Below are 21,595 nucleotides of genomic sequence, written 5' to 3' on the forward strand. Positions count from 1 at the left end.
GCTATTCCTGCAAAACGGGATCGGGCTCTTCCGAGAGCCACTGCTTCTTCTCGGGTTCGGGTAATTCGGCATGTTCGACGAGGTAGGCGAAGTCGACCTGCTTGGCGGTCGGCCGCTTTCGCGCTTTGTGTGCGGTCGCCATCTGCGGCGGCAACCGGAAGAATTCTCGCACGCCGTCGAGCTGACGGTGCAGCGCTGCCGCAATCTCTCGCACGAGACGCGCCGGAATCGTAGCGGGCCGGACCAACCGAGCGGCAAGCGAAGCCAAGATCGATTGGTCGATTCCGAGCGTGCGCTGGAAGGATTCAAGGCTATGCCCCGCCCTGGTGATCTCGGCCGAAAGGTCGTGAATTGTCTGCTGACGATCGCCTTCATCGAGGAGCTGCTGCACGCGGCTCATGGTTCGGCTGACGACCCGGTTGACCGCTTCCGGCGCCGGCTCAGGCGAATCCGAGCGCGTTTCGACATCGATCCAGGCGGTGACATACCGGATGATTTCGCTCCTGAATGCCGGATACCGGTCGAGCCAAATGCGGAGGCCGTCACCGGTCGGAGGCTTGCCGAGCGTCCCGAGCTCAGTCAGCACGTCGTCAAGGTCCGGTTGCGGCTCAATTTTCGTCATCGTTGTCTCCCTGGCGCCCGGCGATTTTCAAGGCCTGCTGCACCCAATTGCTGATGGTGGTCGCATCTACCTCGTAGTGCTCGGCAAGCTCTTCGTACGTCAGGCGGGCGATGTAACGTTGTATGAGGATGTCGCGAAATTTACCTTCAAGTCTTCCGATCGCGTGGCGCAAGAGACCCTGCACTTCGGGGCTCGCCATGCGATCTTCGATCTCATTGAGCGGATCCACCGCATCGCTTTCATCGCCATCGTTAGCGGAGCTCGGCTGGGCCCGCTCGCGCTTGCTTTCGATAGATGAATCCTTGTGGCGGTGAGCATCGATTGCCTTGCGCATGGCGTAGTGCGCAAAATTGACCTCGGCGTACTCGGCCTTCCCGGCTTGAACCTCCTTCGCGATTCGCAACAGCACGTCCTGGGCATGGTCTTCGTCTTCGCCGGCGTCGTACTTCACGGCTTGACGCATCAGCAGCGGCGTGGCCCGCGTAGCGAAGGCGTTGAAAGCTTCAATATAGGACCGACGGTCGCCGCTGGCGTGCGCTTGTCGGACCGCGTGCATGAGTGCCTCGATGGTCCATCGCTTCGCACCGGCGGCGGCATGCCTGAGCTCGTCGCGTCGCGCCGCATCCTCCAACGCGTACCAGCGGCGCAACTCATCGGTGAGCTCGGAGCGCCGCTTGTATTTCACGAGAGGCGGTACGCCGGTTAACTCCACAGCGCCGTTTGTCGGACGGGCGGGTGCCGCGATGTCCGCCGCCACAAGGTGGCTGGGGTCATCGGTCTCCCCCGAATTTGCCATGGCCGTCTCCTTCGTGAGGGCGCCTTATGAAGGGCTAATCGGAGGCGAGCAGAAAAAACGGAATCACCTTGGAAATAAATTTTGGAGCGCAGCGAGTCGCCCCGGCGCGAGGGTATCGGCACGCGTGGCTTGTGCCAAGGGGCAGATACCAGTTGTGGCTGCCAAAGCGGCTGTTTGCGACGCCAGAGCCTTGATAGAGCCGAGGTCAGACAGCCTCTTCCGGAGAGAAGCCGAGCGGAGAACCCTGACGGGCGACGTCGAAGACCCGCTTGCGAGCGTGCGGGTCCGCACGATCCTGCATCCAACCGTGCTCCTCGCACTCGCGACGCCGTGATCACCTTGCCTCCACACCTCGAAGAATGCTCCCCCTACGCCTGTAGCTCGCAAGCGGTTGCAACTCCGCACTTTCGATATGATTCCGATGATGCGCGCACTTCTTGTGCGGCTCATGAGCGATGGGGCGGGGGAGCGCGCGTGAAATCAAAGGCGATCTTCATCAAAGGGAGCGCTCCCAAAATGTTACCGGTGTATCGTTATTCGGAAAATACGTATAATATATGCCGTCGTAAGGAGGAGCCAAATTGCGCAAGTTTGATGTGAGCGCATTCGAATCCTTGAATATCGCGATTTCGCTGTGGTGCGCGTGACAGAGCCGTGGCATTGATTGTCTTCATTTCCTGGCCGGGCGCATCTGCTCCACGAAAGGGCAAGGATTTTCGGGGAAGCCGTGGCCGGGTCTAAGTCCTTAGCGAAAACTCAAGAGGAGATCCGAGCCGCCCTCGGGCGGAAGGTCAGAGACCTCAGGCGTTCCCTCGAGCTTACGCAAGCCGACTTGGCCAGCAAGGCGGGTATCCGCCGCGCGTCAGTGATTGAGATCGAACGAGGAGGGGCCAATCCCACTCTCGACACGATAGTGCGCATCGCGATTGCGCTCCATGTGAACGCCTCCGAGTTGCTGGTTCACGATCGCTGAGCCTACCTCCAAAGATATTCCCATCAGTTTGACAACTTCCGATAGCCTCGAATGGAAAGCTGAAGAGTGTTTTGACGAAAAACAGAATGTACGGTAAACCGTACATCGCCGGGCGTTAGGCGCTCAAACGGAAATGCGACCGGACGCGCGGTGGTTCGCCTCGGGAGCAGCCGGGTTTTTCAATACACTCCTCAGGATTGTGATGATGGTTGTTCGGTTCTCAACATCTACTCATCGTGATGCTCGACCTTCGATCTTCAGATCGGGAAAGTGCCGAGTTGGAATCCCGGTGCGCGATGTCCTTGAGCTGCACGCGTTGGAACAGGCTTCGTTGGATCCCTCGGTGCGTGAGATCCGATATCAGACTGGTCCTCGCGTAGACTGTCCATCCGTTTCGCTGGCGGGCGCTGTTCTTCGGACGCAAGGCGGCGCGTTTCTCCTTCGCGTCCACGAAACCCGCTCTGAAGTTAACGCAGAGGACGAAGCGCACCTAAAGTTTGTGCTTAAGCGTCACGGATTGCAGTTGCTCGAGAGAAGTGCACAGGACATTTTCCGCGAACCCATGTTCTCGAACGTACGCAAAGTCTGGTCTTACTCTGGCCAGAGCGTGTCGCTTTCCGAGAGGCTCAGGCTCTCGATGGCTCTCGAACAGGGGCCCCACCGCATCATCGAGCTCGAGGCCCGAATTGGTCCGGGTTGGGACATTGTTGCCGCAGTTTGCGTCCTCGCCTGCGAAAATCTTGTGCAGCTCGGTCTCCGAGATGCGCCTCTTGGTCCGCAGACCGTGGTGAAAGCCTGATGTCGAAGCGCAGCCTAGCGACGGTATCGCCTTATCAGCTCCTAGAGGACCATTCGAAGGGGGAGGATCGCTGACATGCGGCTCTGGGTCCTGGGCGATCTTCACATGGAGGCGACGCGGGGATGGGACCTGCCGCCGCCCTCGCAACGTCCGGACCACGACGTCGTCGTCATTCCCGGCGATCTCCACGTGCGCATGGAACGCGGCGTGAAGTGGATCCGCGAGCGACTGACGGACCGGCCAGTCGTTTACGTCCACGGCAACCATGAGAGCTACGGCGTCGATCTCGATCGGACCGTCGAGAAGGCCATGGCCGCCGCCGAGGGCACCCACGTGCACGTGCTGCAGAACCGGACGGTCACCATCGGCGACACCGTGTTCGGCGGCTGCTGCGGCTGGACCGACTTCAATCTATTCGGCGACCAGCGGCGGGCGCTCATGGTCGCCGGCGACCGGATGAACGACTACAAGCGGATCAGGACGAACGGCTACACGCGACGCTTCAGGCCCGCCGATGCGCTCGCCAGGCACATCGCCTCGCGCGCCTTTTTAGAGGCCGAGCTGCGCAAGGCCCGCGACGACAGCCAGAAATTCGTGGTGGTCACTCACCACGCGCCGATGCCGGAAATCGGTTTCCGAATCGCGCCGAATCAGCCTGGCGAGGCGATCAGCGACGAGACGATGCTGGGCGCGGCCTTCCGGTCGGACCTGACGGCACTGATGCACCCGCAGCCGGCAACCGACGAGAAGGGCGCATTGCGGCCCGCACAGGCATGGATCTTCGGGCACACCCACGAAACGACCGACATTTTCATCGGTCAGACCCGGGTGGTGTCGTGTTCGAAGGGGTATGGCCCATACGGTGTCCCCGGCGACACCTGGGAGAATCCTTTCTTCAGGCCCGATTTCGTGATCGAGATCTAAGGAGGCCCACCGATGTCCGACAGCCGGTTGCTCCGCCGCTTCGATCTCTTCACGTCCGCGAAGACGGCGTGCGCCATCCGCGCGCGCCACCCCGCGCTGCACGAAGCCTTGGTGCAGGCTACGCTTGATCCTTCGGTGCGCTCGATCGGCTACCAAGCGAAAGCGATCGTGGGTGCCGCTGAAGTGACCATCGATGCCGTGATCATCCAGCAGGACTCGGCCGGTATCTGCTCGACGTCGTCCCCGCGCGCCAGTTGCGCGACCTGGAGGAGGAGGGTCTCGTCCGCCTGGCGTTGCGCGACCTCGGCCTGCAGGTGAGGACTGTCACTATGGAAGAGCTGCGGGCGCAGCCGCGTCGCGGAAATTGCGCGTTCGTCTGGAGCTACAAAGAGCGGGCGGTGCCGGTCGGCATTCGGATGCGCGTCCTTCAGGCGCTGCGAGACGACGGCCCTATGGAGCTGGGGCGCCTGCTCGAAGGATCGCAGGCCGACCACGATCCGGCCCCCGCCGTCTTGGCTATGGCCTGCGACGACCTGATCGAGATCGACCTCATCTCGCAGCGGCTGGGGCCTGGCAGCATGGTGAGGGCGCGGACATGACGACCGGAACGGCACGGGAATCCATCCTCAGCAATCCTTCGCCCTCGAACGGGGCCCAAGGATCGGATCAGGCGCCCCCGCAGAAGCCCGCTCACGCCAAGTTGAGAATCCCCGTTCAGGTTGCGATGACGCAATCGACTCGGAGTGCGCGAGAAAGGATTCAAAATCCGCGGGGCGGAGCGGAATCCGCACAGGGCGAGTCCTTTGCGCACCGTCGACGGACTCAAATCTCGCGGCCTCGTCCCGAGATTCGGATCGCGCTTCGCGAAGCCGGTCGGCGCCGTCGATGCGAAAGGATTCGATTTGGAGGAGCGTGAGTCGAGGAGAACGCCGACCACGTCATGCGGGACGGATCGTCTCAACTTACGATCGTCCCTGCGGAACCAGGTGGGCCTTTTCGCGAGAGCGAGGTCGTGGAATTGTGGAATTCACCCGCGGGACACGGACGAGCCGACACTTGCTGGATGTCCACTGGCCCGTCGGCGGTCTACCCCCGGTCTACCCGCAGAAGGAAATGGAGGATCGGAAGGGATTACCCGCATACGCGGAGGAAAGTGAGAGCGAGAGAGCGGACGTGATCAGCGGCCGCTCTCTCTGGTAGGCGCGTGCACCGCAAAGTGCGGCTCCGAGCAAAACACCTGCACTCGGGGAACGCAAGCGCGCGCCTACCAGCTCTTCATCACAATCCATCGATCAATACCGACGCCGGAAACGCCTGTTTTCGGCGGCCGGAGGAGCTTTGCCGGCTGTCGGGCGGTCTAGCCCTCTGCGCGCCGGCTCCCAGTGACGACGCAAGAGGTGAAGAACAATGAGCAAAAAGCAGAAGTCTCTAGGTTCATCGGAAAGACCAAGGCCGCTGTCTCGCGAAGCATTCCGGCGCGCCGTCGAGCGCGTGTGCGACAAGTACGAACGCTCGGCTCCCTCGGTACTTTCGGTCCCGCCCGCATTCGAACTCGATGGCGAGCATGACGACGAGAATACGTCCTCGAAAAGCCGAAAGGGGCCGGTGTCCGCAGGTGCAGCGATCATGAGCGCCGTCCTGGATGCCTCCATCCCGCGAAATCTCCGGCGGCAATTGCGCCATGTCCAGGCGCTCGCGGTGGTCGTGCAGGTGCCCGGCCCGGACTGGGTCGAGCCGGTGGAGCGCGCGTTCCGGTCTGCTTTCGGCCCGCGCTGGGTGATGATTGGCCGCAGCACCTCAGGTTTGATGCCCTATAGACCCGACCTCTCGTCCCAGGCGGCCGACCACCTGAGCGAGGGACGCTGCGTCGCGGCGGTCTGCGTCGGTGAGACCGACGTTCCGCAGTCGCTGCGCCTGACCGCCGATCTCACCGTCCGCATCGCGCCGCCGAACGCCCAAGTTCTGCGCAGGGCCATCGCACGCTTTGCCGGCGAGTCCGTCGAAGTCGAAGAAGGCACCGGCCAAGGCTTGAGCTTTCACCATCTCGTCGCGGCCTTCCGGCCAGGCCAGGGCTGTCAGCGCATTGTCGATCGCCTGTCGCAAGCCACGAAAATGCTGACGGAGCAGTCCGATGAGCGGCTGCCGGACCTCGCCCATGCGGTCGAGTACGGCGAGCTACAACGATGGTCCGTGCAGCTCGCAGAATTGGTCCAATTGTACCGGCAGCAGGAGGCGTCCTGGGCAGACCTACCCCATGGAATCTGCGTGGCGGGCCCACCCGGCACCGGCAAGTCGGTCTGGGCTCGGGCTCTCGCGCGTCTTTGCAACTGCCCCATCATCTACAGCAGTGTGCCCGAGTGGTTTCTGGCCGGAAAAACCGGATATTTGGATGATTGCCTCCGCGCAGTCCGGAAGACCTTCAACGCCGCAGCGGCCGCGGCGCTCGCACATGGCGTCGCGATTCTCATGCTCGACGAGGTTGATGCGCTCCCGAGCCGAGCTTCGACCGGCCGCAATTCAGACTTTTGGTCTGCGATCCTGGCCGAGGTGCTCCTGAGGCTGGATAGCGGGATCTCGTCGAGTCGCACCGGCGTCATCGTGATCTCGGCGACCAACAGGCCGTCGGCGCTGGACGATGCCCTGCTGCGTCCGGGAAGGCTGGAGCGCATGGTCGTGCTGGGGCCGGCAACTGCGCCCGGCATCCTTTCCATGCTGAAATTCCAGGTGAACGGCGAGGTCGGCGATAGCGATCTCCTAGAGGTCGCCCAGTTGATGGGACGGGCCACGGCCGCGGAAGTCATGGCGACGGTGCGCGAGGGGCGGGCCATCGCGCGCCGGGCCGGGCGGCCGCTCGAAGCTGCCGATCTCAAGTCGGCGCTGCTCGGCGACGGAGCAGCCGTCGACGACCGCGTCTTCGCGCATGAAGCCGGCCACGTCGTGCTGGCGCTGGCGCTTTCCTACGGACGGGTCCGTCATTGCGCGATCGGCGCCCGCGTCGGGCCGTCGAACCGTACGCTGATCGAAGTCCCCGAAGGAAGCCTCGCGACCCGCAGCACCCTCGAGGACGGCGTCACCATGACGCTCGGTGGGCGGGCGGCGGAGATGGCGCTTTACGGCGACTGCTCCATCGGCGCCGGCGGCGACGAGCAGTCCGACGTCGGGCTCGCCACCAAGGTCATCTCGGCGTTGCGGCTGTCCTACTGCGTCGCCGACGAGATGTTCTTTCACGGTACCCCGCAGGAGGCCGTGGAAGCGGCCCGCTGCGATCCGCATCTGCGCCGGCTGGTGGAAGAGGACCTGCGGCGGCTGCAGAAGCGGGCCGACGCGATCGTCGCCGAGCATCTAGGCGCCGTCATCGCCATCGCGCAGGCTATGAAAAGCTCCCGCTACATGAGCGGTGCCGAGCTCAAGCGGATCTTCGATTCCGCCAGGCCCGCGCGCAAGGCCGGAAAGATCGGGAGCGCAGGCCGATGAGCGACATCAGCCTGCGCGCCGAAATCCTCGCGCCCGCGAAAGCCGTCATCGTGCAAGCGGAAGGATTCAGGCCGATCCGGACTTTCGTGGAGGCCGCGCACTCGAAACCCGTCGGCCGCTGGACGTCGCGGAAGTCCAGGCGCGCTCTTCCTTGGGAGTCCTATGCCGAGCGGCATCTTTTCAGGTGTTGCGAGGTGGATCCGAAAGTCCAGCGCTTCCTTGCGCAGCCCCATCGCCTCGAGATGATGGCGGGCGGCCCGCGGCCGCTTGTTTACTTTCCCGACGTCCGGGTCGACTACGCCGACGGCACCACCGAGATCGTGGAGGTGAAGAAGATCGAGGAGGAACTGGAAGATCCGGACTACCTCGAGAAACTGGCCGGCGCCGCGGCCGTCTACAAGGCGATCGGCTGGCGTTTCCGCGTCGCCATCGCGGAAGAGGAAATCGAGGTCGACCCGGTCTACTCGAACGCAAAGATGGTCTGCTCGGACCGTTTCTCGCTCATCGTTCGCCCGGCCGTGCTCGCGATCGAGGAAGCATTCCACGTTGAAAGCGAGATCGCGCTCGGGAAGGCCGAAGAGATTGTGGCGGAAGCGGCGCGCGTTCCACTTGATTGTGCGACCGCGATCCTGCGCGCCATGATGTGCACCCGTCGAGTCGCCGTCGATCCTCGCCGCCGCATCCTCAACGACAGCGCCGTTACCAAGCCCGACCCCACGGTCGGCTCGCGCAAGCGGACAGCGGGGACCTAGCCGTGACCACTCTCGATCTCAAAGTTGGCGCCCGCTTTAATATGCCGGACGGACCTGCTCGCTTCGACGAGGAATGGTTCGAAGACGGAACGTTGTGGTTCGTGAAGGAAAGCACAAAACGACGCTTTCCTCTCACCGAGCAGCAGCTCGTCGAGATGCTCGATCTCGGCACAGCAAGCAGGATCGACCTCTTCCTTTGCAAGGACGGCCGGCCGCAGTCGTGCAACGACAACGCCGAGTTCGGTCCGAACGAGGAGCACTCGCCCGACGCGGTCAGGGCTCTGACGTTTCAGTGGTTCGTCCGTCGCTGGGACAACACGCCGGGCGCGACGCTCGGCAAGAAAGGACTCGCGAAATTCATCCTCGAGGCGAAGAGGGGCCGGCCCGCCCATCTCGACTGGCCGGTCAAACCGGAGCGCCTCTACGAAGCGATCACGAAGTGCGGGGAGCCCGGCAACAGGCCGCTCCGACTGTTCCGGTCGCGCCGCGGCAAGACCCCGCGCAAGCGCTTCGGTCGCTTCGTGGACAACGCCTTTCTCGAAACCATCGCCTTCTATTGGGCGCTGCGGCCCCGCACCTTCGACGACGCCCATGCATTTTTCCGGGCCAAGATCGCCGCGGAGAACGCCCGCAGGCGAGAGGCCGGAGAGGCGGAGATCGACAAATATCCGCGCCGACCGGAGACGATCCGCCGACGCATCAACAAGACGATCAACCGCGAGAACTGGGCCAGGAAGTACAGCGTCCACGAAGCGACGATGAAGTTCGCCGGCATCAAGGACAGCCCGACGGCCGACACGCCGCTCGAGATCGTCATCATGGACCATACGCGGGCCGACGCCTGGACGGTCCTCGACACGGCGACCGGCCTGCCGCTGCGCCGGCCGACGCTGACGGTTGCGATCGACGTCTGCACGCGGGTGATCCTCGGCTATCTCATCAGCTACGAAGATGCGTCCATCTACAGCGTGATCACGACTCTCAAGCGCGTCGTCCGATCCAAATCCTACGTCAGACATGTGTTTCCGGATATCGGCTACGAACCGGACGCGTGGGACGGCTGGGGTCTCCCCGGAATCTTGCTCGTCGACAGCGCGTGGGAATTCAAAAGCCCTTCGTTCCAGGATTCGCTGCGCGACATCGGCATCGAGCCGATCTGGTCGCCGGTCCGGCGGCCCACCTATAAGGCTATCGGCGAAAGGTTTTTCAAAACCTTGAACCAGAAATTATTCCACAAGATCCCCGGCGCCGTCCCGTTCGGTCCGAGCGAGGCGCGCCTCGTCGATCACGAACCGCGGAAGGAGGCGACCATCTCATTGGGGATGCTCGACGAGCTTATCCACGAAGCGATCCAGACGTATCATCTCGAAGAGCACTCGACGCTCGGCGAGACGCCAGCTTCCGCATGGAAACGCTTGCTCAAGACGCGTCGCATCATCTCGGACAACCACAGTCTGGACGCTCTGCTCGGAAGGACCGCGACGGTGCGTCTCACGCGTAAAGGCGTCAGGTTTCGTCATCAAACCTTCCTCGACGCGGCCGTCGTCAGCCGGATTCTCGGCCCAATGTCCGCGCGTGCCAAGCGGCGCGACCAGTCGCATTCCCGCGTCGGCAGCGCCCGTTGCTGGGCCAAGATCAGATTCGACGACCTCAATGCATCCTGCGTCCGGATCTGGAACGATGCGGAGAAGCCGCCGCGCTGGGAGACCTTGCCAAATCGCGACCGCAAGTTCGTCTATGGCGTCAAGATCGACGGCGCTCAGCGCGACCCGCGCCGCGAGCTCCCGATCCCGCTCTCCTTCTGGCACGCAGAGCAGATCCGGGAATACGCGAAGAAGAACAGCCTCCGCTTCCGGACCGACGAGGAGAAGTGGGTCGCGCGCAACAAGCTGCGCGCGAAGTGGGAAAAGATCGCGGGGCTGCTGCCGCTGCGGGAATCGAAGGACGCGATCCGCGGACTCGCTCAGCAGCAGGCTCCGTTCGACCAGTTGGTGACGGTGAAGTCGCCCCCGCTGGCGGTGGAGGCCTCGCAGGTGGTGTTCGCCACCGCGCCGTCGACGCCGAGCGGCATGGAGCGCGCCACCCCGATCCCGCAGCAGGTCGCTGCCTATGAACGCGAGGAGGAAGAATACTTCCAGCCCAAGGGGCGCGGCGCCGGAACAAAGGGCCAGGCGAAGGCCGCCCGCAAGCTGCGCGAGAAGGCACAGGACGCCACCGAAGAACGCGCCGAGCAGGCCGTCGAGCACGCGAAGGAACGCGCGCGCAAGGCCGCCGCTCCGAAGCCCGCGCCCCGGACGAAGGAGCCGGCCGCGGGGGAGCGGGCGAGTCGCGAAGACATCGACAAGTATCTCGACGAGGAGTGAACGACCATGAAACAGGAGGATCGCGGCCGGTTCGCCGAACAGGCCGCACTCAGGGCCAAGCTGAAGCGGATGGTGGTCGAAAACAGCCGTCTCGACATGATCGAACGGTACATCCGCGAACTCGTCGCGGAAACCAAGGCGTTGATGGCGGACGACCTCTCATCGGACGATGCCGATCCCGCGCCCGGACAGACTTTCAACTACGACGAACTGCTGGTCATGCCGATCATCGGCCCGAGCGGATCGACCAAGACGACGTCCATCCTGCGCGTGGCGCAGAACCTCAAGCGGGATTATCCCGGCACGCCGGTGCTCGTCGTCAAATGCAGGTCCAATACCAGGACCATGAAGGCGCTGCAGGCCCTGATCCTCGAAGCGTTCGGCGATCCGCAGGCGAAGGAAGTGCTCGCCCGTCAGTTCGCCGACCGCTACGAACAGGACATCGTGACGAGGTCGATCCGCAAGGTCGCCCGCGCGGCCGGCACCTACGTCGTGGTGCTCGACGAAGCCCATACTCCGCTGGGCACGAAGAACAAGCGCGAGTGGGCGGAGACCATCGCATCGCACTTCAAATCGCTCGTCAACGACGGCTTGTTCGCCATCGTCGTGATGGGCACGTCCGACGCCGAACTGTTCTTCGAAATGAGCGGCGAGCTCAACAACCGCAAGTTCGGGGGCGTCTCGCTCGAACCGGTCGATCTCCGCCGTCCCGACCACTACCACTACTTCTACAAGTTCGTCGGACGCATCGACCGGCAGATGGTGAGGGACGGAATCATCGACGAACCCATCGGGCTGATCGACGACGTCCGCAGTCGGGCAATGGTCTACGACATGTCGCAAGGCATCTCCGGGATCGTCAGCCGCATCCTGATGGGCGCTTTGCGCATCTCGCAGCGCGACGGACGCCGCGTCATCTCTTGGGACGACATCAAACAGGCGTTCTGGGCCTGGAAGCGCGAGCAGGTCGACGAGAACGGCGAGCCGATCGAAATCTTCGATCCGTTCGTCTCCAACCCCCGCCCGACGACGCTGGAGATCATCCGCGAGATGTCGAAGCCGGCGGCCGCCTGACCATGTCCAGGGACCCCGCCGTCCGGCCGTTCGTCGCCAAGATGCCGGCGATCTTCGCCGACGAAAGCCTGCTCGGCTACATGGACAGGGCGCTCCAGAACACGATGATCCGGAACGTGCGGCACGCATTCCGGATGGCCGGCTTCCATCCGGATCCCAATGCGACGCCGAACGCATCGAAGCTCACCGAGGAAGCGGTCGCAGGCATCGCTGCCCTGTTCAAGCTCGATCCGGAGGAGGTGAGGCAACGGTGGTACCGGCGCGACCACGGCAGCTCGGCCACGATGGAGTTCTTCGGCACCACGATCCGCTCCCAATATTGGGAATCCCGCTACCGCCGCGTCTCCCCTCGCGCCCTGGCCGTGCGGCCTGTCCACCAGGCCCGCTGGGAAATACGCGCCTTCGGCTTCGACCCCGAGAACAACGAGCCGCTGCTCGAAACCTGCCCGGTGTGCGGACGCCGGTTCGGATGGGTCTTCATGCGAGGGCCCACGAAGTGCGACCACTGCACCGATGCCGACGGCTATCCCTCGACCGACCTGCGCGACCATCCGCAGCCGCTTCTTCATATCGCGGATCCGGAGGCGGTCCTGTTCGTCGCAAACCTGGTGCATCCGGATCCGGAGCGCCGCCGGGCAGTCATGGGCCTCGTCCCCGCCGAGCTCGCCGGCGCGACCAACGGCGACCTGTTCGAGGCCGCCATGTGCATGGCCAGCGCGCTGCGCCCCGAAGCGTCCACCAAGATGACCGACGCAGGCCGGCCGCTGCGCGCGCCTGATTTCGCCGCCATCACCCCGGACATGCTCGGGGCAGCCGGGCGGGCCCTGATCGGCGGGGAGGACGGATTTGCCGCCCTGACCGCCAGGATGCGCCTTTCCGCCGACGAGAGGACGGCTTCGCACGGGCTCTACAAGGAGCTCGGGCCCTTGGCCGCCATGCCGCTTGACCGGCATCTCAGCCCCGCCGTCCGGAGCTTCGCCAATGACGCCATCGCCCGCGACCTCGCCCGCACCCGGGACGACGGCTTCGTCCGCCGCAGCGTGCCGCGCCTGGCGGACGTGCCGGCCGGAGCCTGGCTGACCATGGACGCGCTCTCATCCGAGCTCGGCCTCTCGAAACATGCGCTCGGTCGCCTGTCCGAGAGCGGCGCCGTCGAGGTCCGCCGCGCCGGCGGCGAACTGTCGCCGGTCCTCATGAAGATCGCCGAGGTCGCGCCCCTTGCGGCGGCATACAAGGACTGCGTCCTCGTCCGGGGGGTGAGGGCCTTCCTGCGCATTCCCGACGTCGCGATCGAGGAGCTCGCCAGGCGTGCGCTGATCGAGCCCGCCGAAGGAGGAGTGGCCGCGATGCTCCGCGGGCGCAGGTATTATCGGGAGACCTCGGCGAAGGCCCTCCTGATCGCGATCCGCGAGCGGGCGCAGCCAGACGGCGAAAGCGGACGGCGGGTCAAGCTCATCGTCGCCGTCCGCAGATCCGGGCGCGCAGCACCCTGGGCGGACATCGTCGAAGGAATCACGACGGGCGCGTTACGGATCTATTCCAAAAAGCCGTTCGGTCGCGACTGGCGATACGCCGTCACCGTCGACAAGGCCGAGCTCGGTCGCTTCCTCGAACGCGTCGGCGGGCCGACCGATCCCGGCGGCAAGGAATCGTGGCTGACCCGCGACCAAGCGGCCCAGCTTCTCGGCGTCGACGAGACCATCGTCTGGCTTCTGGGCAAACAAGGATTCCTGACGAAGAGAGAAGGGCACTTCGCCATGTTCTCCCGCGCGGAAGTCGAGCAGGTGGCAAGCCGATACGTCTTCGGCCCCGAGATGATCCGGCGCAGCGTCTTCGGTCAGGGCGCGCAGTTGAACCGGTGGCTCAAGACCGTCGGGGTCCAGCCGGTCGCCACCTTGAGAGGCAAGAGCGCCAAAGTTTACGACCGCCTCCAATTCGAATCCGTGCTCCACCTGCAGCCGAAACCTCTTGAAGAGGTCGTCATACAGCCTCGGCAGAAGCACAGGATCTCGCTGCAGGACAAGGAACAGGCGATCGCCGGGGTCAGAAGCGGATTGACCCCGCACCACGTCGCCCAGCGCATGGGCGTGAACCCCACGACCGTCGCGAAATGGATGAAGGCGTTCGAAGCCTCCGGCCGGATCAAGCCTGCGGGAAAACTGGATCCGCACGCCGAGAGCATCACTGAGTTGATCGAGGAAGATTCCGCCCGCAGCACGTACGCGCTGCACAAGGACTTCATGGAGCGAGAGAAGATCAAGGTCGCCTATACCTGCTTTTCCCAGTTCATTCGTGAGCTAGGCTTCGCTCGCGATCCGGAAACCCGCCGGCTGGTGAGACGATGAGCGGATCCTACGTTCCGTCTGCTGACACTTTGCGGAAGACCCGACGTTCGCTTCAAGAACGAACCCTTGCCGCAATTACTTCGTGATCATCCGCTTCGGCGTCGTGGTCGGGGTTGCCGCCGCGGGCGACAGATTGAACGTCAGCCACAGGTTCCAGCCCGCGGGCCGATTTTCATTGGCGAATTCGCCGTAGGCCTTGAGATTCAGGTATCCCTGCATGTCTCCGACCGGGAAAATGTAACCGACCTGCGGGCCGACGCCGGCCACCCGCGACCGGAAGCAGCCGACACGATCGCCGGAGCCGCTGTCGCAGCCGATCTGCTGATAGAGGTAGCCCACCATGCCGACCTGCCACTGCTTGGTCAGGAATTGCGACGCGCCCCAGTCGAGGTGCATGTCGACGCCATTCTGATATTGCGTGTCGGTATTCTTAAAATTGTAGGTGAATCCGAGCACCGCAGACAATTCATGTCCCGTCTGCGGGTTGAAATACGTGTAGCCGCCGCCGGCGTCGATCGCGCCGTGCCCGATGCCGATGTTGGCGAGGCGGGTCGATTGATAGGCTCCGGCCGGGATGTCCCCGGTGACATAGGTCATGAAGTTGTTCACCCCGGCGTTCCATTTCAGCATGAACGTCGGGTACAAATCTCCGAACGCCGTGAGCGAGCTGTCGATGCTGTCGAAGCGCGAGAACGGGAATGTGCCGCCGCCAGGTCCCGTCACCGTCCCGGTGAGCGATCCCGCCAGCGACGTGGAATTGGAGCCGTAGATTCCCATCAGGCTGGCCGACGCCTGGGCGCCCAGCACCGGGGTCGCAAAGGTGTACGTCCCGACTAAAAGGCCGAGATTCAGTTTGGCATTGAGATTGGCGCTGACGTTGGCGGTCACGTTCGCAGGGATGCGACCGATTTCGATCTCGCGTGCGCGCGCCACGTCGCCACCGGCGGAAACCGAATCGTGCCAATAGATCGAGGTCACCGACCAGCCCGGCGCCTGGGCGGGGGCGGCCGCGAGGCTGCCGAAGAATCCAGGCAACCAGAAGCTGACGCCGCCTTCGTCGGCCGAGGCGATTGTCGGCGCAGACGCAATGGCGGCAAACGCGATGGCGACAAAGGCTTTCGTCATTCTCATGGTGCCCCCCGGTGATCCACGAAGCAGCCCAACATCGAGATTGAGCACAGAATGGGCCGCAACCTAACAAGTGCGTCGCGCGGTGCCATACCTCAATCGTGGTAGCCGCGACGGTTCATACCGTAGTGTAACTGAAAGGACACTAACGTTTGCGGGCGGCGGTATCTTCGCACCCGGTTTCGTCGATCTTGCCTGCCGCACAAGAAGCGACGATGGCGCCCTCGGCCACTCGACCCACTCCCTTGCACAAGAAAGCAGATGAACCTCGTCACGCTTGCGCATCCACCGGCCTGCAAGCGAACAGATCGCCGTGGCCTTCTTGATTTGAATCAACGCCCGCGAACTTCGCTGCGCTTCAAATGGCAGCTCTCGCGTGCACGCCTCACGGAGGAATTTTGCAATGAATTTTCGCAAGACCTTTGCCGTGCTGATCCTGACGTCAGCTTTGTCAGCGCCCGCAATCGGACAGCAAACGCAAACGACCACGCCTGCGCCGGGCTCGCCGGCCGCAACCATCACCATTCCCGGCGATCAGCTTCCGCCGCCGCCTCAAAAGTTCGGCGGCAAGATCGAACGCGATGCCAAGGACTCAAAACCCTATTGGCCGTCGCGTGTGGTGCCGCCGAAAGGCGCACCGAACGTCCTGCTAATCATCACCGACGATGCCGGCTATGGCGTGCCAAGCACGTTCGGCGGGGTGATACCAACGCCGGCGCTCGACCGCATCGCGCAGAACGGGTTGCGCTACACCAACTTCCATTCGACGGCGCTGTGTTCGCCGACGCGCGCGGCGCTGATCACGGGACGCAATCATCACTCGGTCGGCTACGGTGTGATCGCCGAGCAGGCCACCGGCTATCCCGGCTATGACAGCATCATCACCAAGGACAAGGCCACGATCGGCCGCATCCTGACCGACAACGGCTATCACACGGCCTGGTTCGGCAAGAACCACAACACGCCCGAATATCAGTCGAGCCAGGCCGGCCCGTTCGACCAATGGCCGACCGGCATGGGCTTTGAATATTTCTACGGCTTCATGGGCGGCGACACCAATCAATGGGAGCCCGGCAACCTCGTCCGCAACACGACGCCGATCCATCCCTATGTCGGCAAGCCCGGCTGGAACCTGATGACGGCGATGGCCGATGAAGCGATTGACTACGTCAACCGCATGAATGCGCTGGCGCCCGATACGCCGTTCTTCATCAAGTTCGCGCCCGGCGCGACGCATGCCCCGCACCATCCGACCAAGGAGTGGGTCAAGAAGATCAGCGACCTGCATCTGTTCGACCAGGGCTGGAACAAGCTGCGCGACACGATCTTCGAGAACCAGAAGCGACTCGGCGTCATTCCGCAGAATGCGAAGATGACCCCATGGCCGAAAGACCTGATCAAGGAATGGGACCAGCTTTCGGCTGACGAGAAGAAGCTGTTCATCCGCCAGGCGGACGTGTTCGCCGCCTTCGTCGCCTATGCTGACGACGAGATCGGCCGGGTGATCCAGTCGATCGATGACCTCGGCAAGCTCGACAACACCCTGGTCATCTACATCGAGGGCGACAACGGCACCAGCGCGGAGGGCCAGCCGACCGGCACGCCGAACGAAGTGGCGATGTTCAACCAAATTACTCCATCGGTCGAAGATCAGCTCAAATATTTCTACGACGTCTGGGGCACCGACCGCACCTACAACCACATGTCGATCGGCTGGGCCTGGGCATTCGACACGCCGTTCTCATGGACCAAGCAGATCGTCTCGCACTTCGGTGGCACGCGCCAGGGGATGGCAATCTCCTGGCCTGACGTCATCAAGGACAAGGGCGGCATCCGCGCCCAATTCCATCACGTCATCGACATCGTGCCGACCATTCTTGAGGCCGCGCAGATCAAGCAGCCGGACATCGTCGACGGCATCAAGCAAAGCCCGATCGAGGGTGTCAGCATGATGTACACGTTCGATGCCAAGAACACGAACGCGCCGACGACGCACACGACGCAATACTTCGAGATGTTCGCCGATCGCGCCATCTACAACGACGGCTGGATCGCCAGCACCAAGGTCTTGCGGCCGCCGTGGGTGACTGTTGCCAAGCTGCCGGCTCCCGGCGACTATCCCTGGGAGCTGTACGATCTGCGCAACGACTGGACGCAGTATGACGACGTCGCGGCCAAATATCCGGACAAGCTGAAGGAGCTTCAGGCACTGTTCTGGAAGGAGGCGGACAAATACCAGGTGCTGCCGCTCGACTCGTCGGTAGCGACTCGTATGATCACGCCGCGCCCGAGCCTCAGTGCCGGCCGCACCAGCTTTGCCTGGTCGCGTCCGATGACCGGATTGCCGAACGGCGATGCGCCTAGCCTGCTCAACGCGTCCTATGTCTTCAAGGCCGACGTGGAGATTCCCGAGGGCGGCGCCGAGGGTATGCTGGTGACCCAGGGCGGCCGTTTCGGCGGCTACGGATTCTATGTCCTGAAGAACAAGCCCGTCTTCACCTGGAACCTAGTCGATCTCAAGCGAGTGCGCTGGGAGGGCGCCGAACTGACGCCCGGCAAGCACGTGATCGAGTTCGCATTCAAGTATGATGGTCTCGGTGCGGGCACCATGGTGTTCGGGAACTACACCGGCATCGGACAGGGCGGCACGGGAACGCTGAAGGTCGACGGGAACGTCGTGGCGACGGAAAAGATGGAGCATACGCTTCCTTTCATCCTGCAATGGGACGAGGCGTTCGACATCGGCTCCGACACCGGCACCCCGGTTGACGACAACGACTATCAGACGCCGTTCGCCTTTACCGGCAAGCTCAACAAGCTCACGCTGGACATCGACCGGCCGAAGCTGAGCCCGGACGACGTCAAGCGGTTGCAGGAGGCCGCGCGCGCGGCTGGCGATGGCCCTTCGGTCGATCCCGGCAAGACGGCCTCCGCCGAGCCGCAAGTCGGCACCGTCGGCCTGAGCCTCGTCGACAAGATCCAGTTGCGGATCGACAAGCGCGAAGGCTGCCGCAAGCAGGCAGAGGCGAAGGATCTCGGCATGGTGGAGCGTATCAAGTTCGTCCAGGAATGCGTCAAGCAGTGATGCCGTATGCCGCGGGGCCGCCTCGGGCGGTCCCGCGGCATAATAGACTTCACATGATTTGCTTTACTAGGATTGACGCTCGCTACCTGGCCATCGGCCACTGCGAGCAGCCTTGCGTCATCCAATCGTGCGCTGCTGCTCTACAACGTGCTGGCGGCGATCTACCTTGCTTATGTTGGCATCGGGGCCAGTTGACGGGCATACTGCTGTGGCCGGCGGTCGCGCTGCACGCGATATTCTTCTTCCTCCTCGGTCGCTCATGGCGTGGAATGAGAGACTGGGAGACGGCGAGGACTTCTCGATTTAGCGGTTGAACTAGAGCTTGACGGTTGTTCCTGCACGACTGCAGGTCCCTCGTGATATTGGAAAGCGACATGTACAAGACACTCAGTTTGCTGGTGCTGGCAGGCACGATGGTTGGATCGACGACTTCCCGTGCCGAGACCGTTCAGGAAACCTTGCAGTCCATGCTCGCGGTACAGATCCGCTCGCAAGGCTTCGTCTGTGACAAGGCGCTCAGTACAACCGTCGACCGGCGACGATCAAAGCCCGATCACGGGGTTTGGGTGCTCAAGTGCAGCAACGCGACCTACAGGATCAGCCGCGCGCCGGACATGGCGGCCAAGGTCGAGCCGATTCGATAATGCGACGGCACGTCAAACTTCTTTCCCGACCAAGACCGCGCATGCAAGGTAAGGCACTCGAATCGGCAGGCGGACGTGGCAAAAGGCTTCGGAAAGAACCGCAAGCGTCGGATCCAGGCGAGCGCGAAGCGGGCGTTGTCGCCCGAGGCGCCGCAACGGCCTCAACCCGTCTCACGGAAGCGCGGCCTCGGACCGGCGATCGGTTTCGGCCTGTTGGCTCTTGTGGCTGCCGGCGCGCTCTACTTTTTCGCGCGACCGGATTCTCCGATCGAGCCGCACGCGGCGGCGGCGCCGAGCTTCGTCGGCAGCCAGACCTGTAGCGGCTGCCACGCGACGGAAGCGAAGCTTTGGCAAGGCTCCCAGCACCGCCACGCCATGGATCATGCGACCGCACAGACCGTGCGCGGCGACTTCAACGATGCGACCATCGACTACGCAGGCACACGCTCGCGCTTCTTTCGTAAGGACGACAAATTCCTCGTCGAGACCGACGGGGCCGACGGCAAGCTCGCCGTCTTCGAAGCGAAGTACACGCTCGGCATCGACCCGCTGCAGCAATATCTGATCGAGTTTCCAGACGGTCGGATCCAGGCCCTGTCGATTGCCTGGGATACTCGGCCAAAAGAGCAGGGCGGCCAGCGCTGGTTTCATCTTTATCCCGAGGGCGCCGTCACGCGTGCCGATCCCCTGCACTGGACGAAGCTGAACCAGAACTGGAATTTCATGTGCGCCGAGTGCCACTCGACCGACGTGCACAAGAACTATGATCCGGACAAGAACAGCTTCGCGACCACGTTCTCGGAGATCCGCGTCGGCTGCGAGGCTTGCCACGGCGCTGGGTCGCGGCATGTTGCCTGGGCGCACCGGAAGTCCGCAGCCCGCGAGGGCGACAACGGCCTCCTCGTCAGGTTCGATGAGCGCACGGGCATCACCTGGTCGGCTGACACCGGGACATCGAGTCCGGTACGTAGCGTGCCCGCGCCGGCGCTGCGCAAGGAGGTCGAGACCTGCGGACGCTGCCATGCGCGCCGCGGCCAGCTTTCGGAAGGCTGGACGCCAGGACGGCCGCTCTCAGAAACTCACCGGGTCTCGTTGCTCGACCGGCAGCGCTTCCATGCCGACGGCCAGATGCTCGACGATGAGGAGACCTATAACTACGCCCCGTTCAAGCAGAGCAAGATGTTCGCCAAGGGCGTGACCTGCAGCGATTGCCACGACCCGCACAGTGCATCCTTGAAGGCGCCCGGCGATGTCGTCTGCGCGCAGTGCCACGCACCCGCCCGGTATGAATCGCCCACCCACCGGCACCACGCCGATGTCTCGCCGCCGCCAAGCTGCGCCGCCTGTCACATGCCGGAGCGCCGCTACATGGTCGTCGACCGCCGCCACGACCATGGATTCCGCATCCCCCGCCCGGACCTGTCGGTGCAGCTAGGGACCCCGAATGCGTGCAACGATTGCCACCGCGACCGGTCCTCCGCATGGGCCGCGCAGCAGGTCGAAACCTGGTTCGGACCGCAGCGACAGGGCTATCAGACCTATGCGCCCGCATTCCATGCGGCCTGGAGCGAAGCCGCCGACGGACAAGCACTGCTGGCGGCGATCGCCAGATCGGGCGACGCACCGGGCTTCGTCCGCGCCAGTGCGCTGGCCGAGCTCCAGGCGCCCGATCTCGGTTTGATCCGCCGCGGCCTTTCCGATCCGGATCCGGTCGTGAGGCTCGGAGCGCTCGATGGATTGGAAGGAGCGGCGATCGATCAACTTTGGCCGCTCGCCTCGTCCCAACTTGGCGATCCGGTTCGTGGCGTGCGCATCCGCGCTGCCGAGCTGCTCGCGGCCGTGCCTCCGGCTCGCCAGCCGGCGGCCGATCGGGACAAATTCGCGCGGGCTGCGGCCGAGTTCGTGGCCGCGCAGAGGCTGAACGCCGATCGGCCGGATGCGCGGACCGCCCTCGGCAGCTTCTTCGCGCGCCAGGCTAATGTGGGCCAGGCGGAGATCGAGTTTCGGGCCGCGCTCCGGCTCGATCCTTCGTTCGCCGGCGCCGCCATCAACCTGTCCGACCTATACCGAGAGCTCGGACGGGACAATGACGGCGAGCAGGTCCTGCGTGGGGCTGTAGTGGCATCGGCGCAGGACGCTGCGCTCCATCACGCGCTCGGCCTAGCGCTGGTGCGCCAGAAACGCAATGAAGCGGCGCTCGATGAATTGCGGCAGGCGGCCGTCCTTGATCCCCAGCAGGCCCGCTACGCCTATGTCTACGCAGTCGGGCTCCATTCCGCCGGTCGTCGGGACGATGCCCTGGCGGTCCTGAAAGAGAGCCTCCGTACCCATCCCAACAATCTCGATCTGCTCTCGGCAGGGATTTCGTTCAGCCGAGAGAAGGGGGACAAGGCGGCCGCGCTCCAATATGCCGAGCGGCTGGCGCAGCTGGTGCCCAACGATGCACGCCTGGCCGCCTTAATCGGGGAACTAAAGCGCTAGGTTCCCTGATCGTGCACGTAGGCGCGCTCCCGGGTATCGAAATGGTGCACATGGGGAAATGCGCGTCTCCGCAAGCCAGCCCTCCGGAAGTAAGGATTTCAATGGGTTGCACCGGGCGACTCGATCTTATCGTCC

14 protein-coding genes are annotated in these 21,595 nt (G+C 63.7%); 11 read left to right on the forward strand and 3 right to left on the reverse strand.

Features of this window, described 5'->3' with window-relative positions:
* Window position 1: 1 nt before the first annotated feature.
* Window positions 2-622: a hypothetical protein gene (locus AB5K84_RS16995; protein WP_110116591.1), complete on the reverse strand. Its 621-nt coding sequence runs from the start codon at window positions 620-622 to the stop codon at window positions 2-4.
* Window positions 609-1,418 carry an RNA polymerase sigma factor gene (locus AB5K84_RS17000; RefSeq protein ID WP_110116590.1) on the reverse strand — a complete coding sequence of 270 codons (810 nt, stop codon included), beginning with the start codon at window positions 1,416-1,418 and terminating at the stop codon, window positions 609-611. Before AB5K84_RS17000 ends, AB5K84_RS16995 begins: the two co-directional genes overlap by 14 nt.
* A gap of 727 nt (window positions 1,419-2,145) precedes the next feature.
* On the opposite strand from AB5K84_RS17000, the gene AB5K84_RS17005 reads away from it, so the two are divergent.
* The 8 genes from AB5K84_RS17005 (at window position 2,146) to AB5K84_RS17040 (ending at window position 14,122) form a co-directional block, all read left to right on the forward strand.
* Entirely contained in the window at window positions 2,146-2,391 is a 246-nt protein-coding gene (locus AB5K84_RS17005) for a helix-turn-helix domain-containing protein (RefSeq protein WP_110116589.1), read from the forward strand.
* 874 nt (window positions 2,392-3,265) lie between these two features.
* Entirely contained in the window at window positions 3,266-4,114 is an 849-nt protein-coding gene (locus AB5K84_RS17010) for a metallophosphoesterase (protein WP_110116587.1), read from the forward strand.
* Between the two features lie 12 nt (window positions 4,115-4,126).
* Window positions 4,127-4,432 carry a hypothetical protein gene (locus AB5K84_RS17015; RefSeq protein WP_246790631.1) on the forward strand — a complete coding sequence of 102 codons (306 nt, stop codon included), beginning with the start codon at window positions 4,127-4,129 and terminating at the stop codon, window positions 4,430-4,432.
* Between the two features lie 11 nt (window positions 4,433-4,443).
* Window positions 4,444-4,713 (forward strand): hypothetical protein, encoded by a 270-nt coding sequence (locus AB5K84_RS17020; protein WP_246790630.1) that lies wholly within the window; start codon window positions 4,444-4,446, stop codon window positions 4,711-4,713.
* Window positions 4,714-5,740: 1,027 nt separating this feature from the next.
* Window positions 5,741-7,588: an AAA family ATPase gene (locus AB5K84_RS17025; RefSeq protein ID WP_441232548.1), complete on the forward strand. Its 1,848-nt coding sequence runs from the start codon at window positions 5,741-5,743 to the stop codon at window positions 7,586-7,588.
* Window positions 7,585-8,340 (forward strand): TnsA endonuclease N-terminal domain-containing protein, encoded by a 756-nt coding sequence (locus AB5K84_RS17030; RefSeq protein WP_110116585.1) that lies wholly within the window; start codon window positions 7,585-7,587, stop codon window positions 8,338-8,340. Before AB5K84_RS17025 ends, AB5K84_RS17030 begins: the two co-directional genes overlap by 4 nt.
* 2,369 nt (window positions 8,341-10,709) lie before the next feature.
* Window positions 10,710-11,777: an ATP-binding protein gene (locus tag AB5K84_RS17035; RefSeq protein WP_441232549.1), complete on the forward strand. Its 1,068-nt coding sequence runs from the start codon at window positions 10,710-10,712 to the stop codon at window positions 11,775-11,777.
* Between the two features lie 41 nt (window positions 11,778-11,818).
* Window positions 11,819-14,122, forward strand: coding sequence for a helix-turn-helix domain-containing protein (locus tag AB5K84_RS17040; protein ID WP_441232550.1), 2,304 nt, complete (start codon window positions 11,819-11,821; stop codon window positions 14,120-14,122).
* A gap of 75 nt (window positions 14,123-14,197) precedes the next feature.
* Here AB5K84_RS17040 and AB5K84_RS17045 read toward each other — a convergent pair whose 3' ends face one another.
* A complete protein-coding gene (locus tag AB5K84_RS17045) occupies window positions 14,198-15,247 on the reverse strand; it encodes a SphA family protein (RefSeq protein ID WP_110459789.1) in 1,050 nt (349 codons plus the stop codon).
* Between the two features lie 406 nt (window positions 15,248-15,653).
* On the opposite strand from AB5K84_RS17045, the gene AB5K84_RS17050 reads away from it, so the two are divergent.
* From AB5K84_RS17050 to AB5K84_RS17060, 3 genes are all read left to right on the forward strand, one after another.
* Entirely contained in the window at window positions 15,654-18,335 is a 2,682-nt protein-coding gene (locus AB5K84_RS17050) for an arylsulfatase (protein ID WP_441232551.1), read from the forward strand.
* A gap of 374 nt (window positions 18,336-18,709) precedes the next feature.
* A complete protein-coding gene (locus tag AB5K84_RS17055) occupies window positions 18,710-18,979 on the forward strand; it encodes a hypothetical protein (RefSeq protein ID WP_110117331.1) in 270 nt (89 codons plus the stop codon).
* Between the two features lie 75 nt (window positions 18,980-19,054).
* On the forward strand, window positions 19,055-21,460 hold the full coding sequence (locus AB5K84_RS17060; protein ID WP_441232552.1) for a cytochrome c3 family protein: 2,406 nt from the start codon (window positions 19,055-19,057) through the stop codon (window positions 21,458-21,460).
* Window positions 21,461-21,595 lie beyond the last annotated feature (135 nt).

It is taken from the genome of Bradyrhizobium sp. 1200_D9_N1_1, assembly GCF_052075915.1.
GTDB classification, from domain to species: Bacteria; Pseudomonadota; Alphaproteobacteria; order Rhizobiales; family Xanthobacteraceae; genus Bradyrhizobium; species Bradyrhizobium diazoefficiens.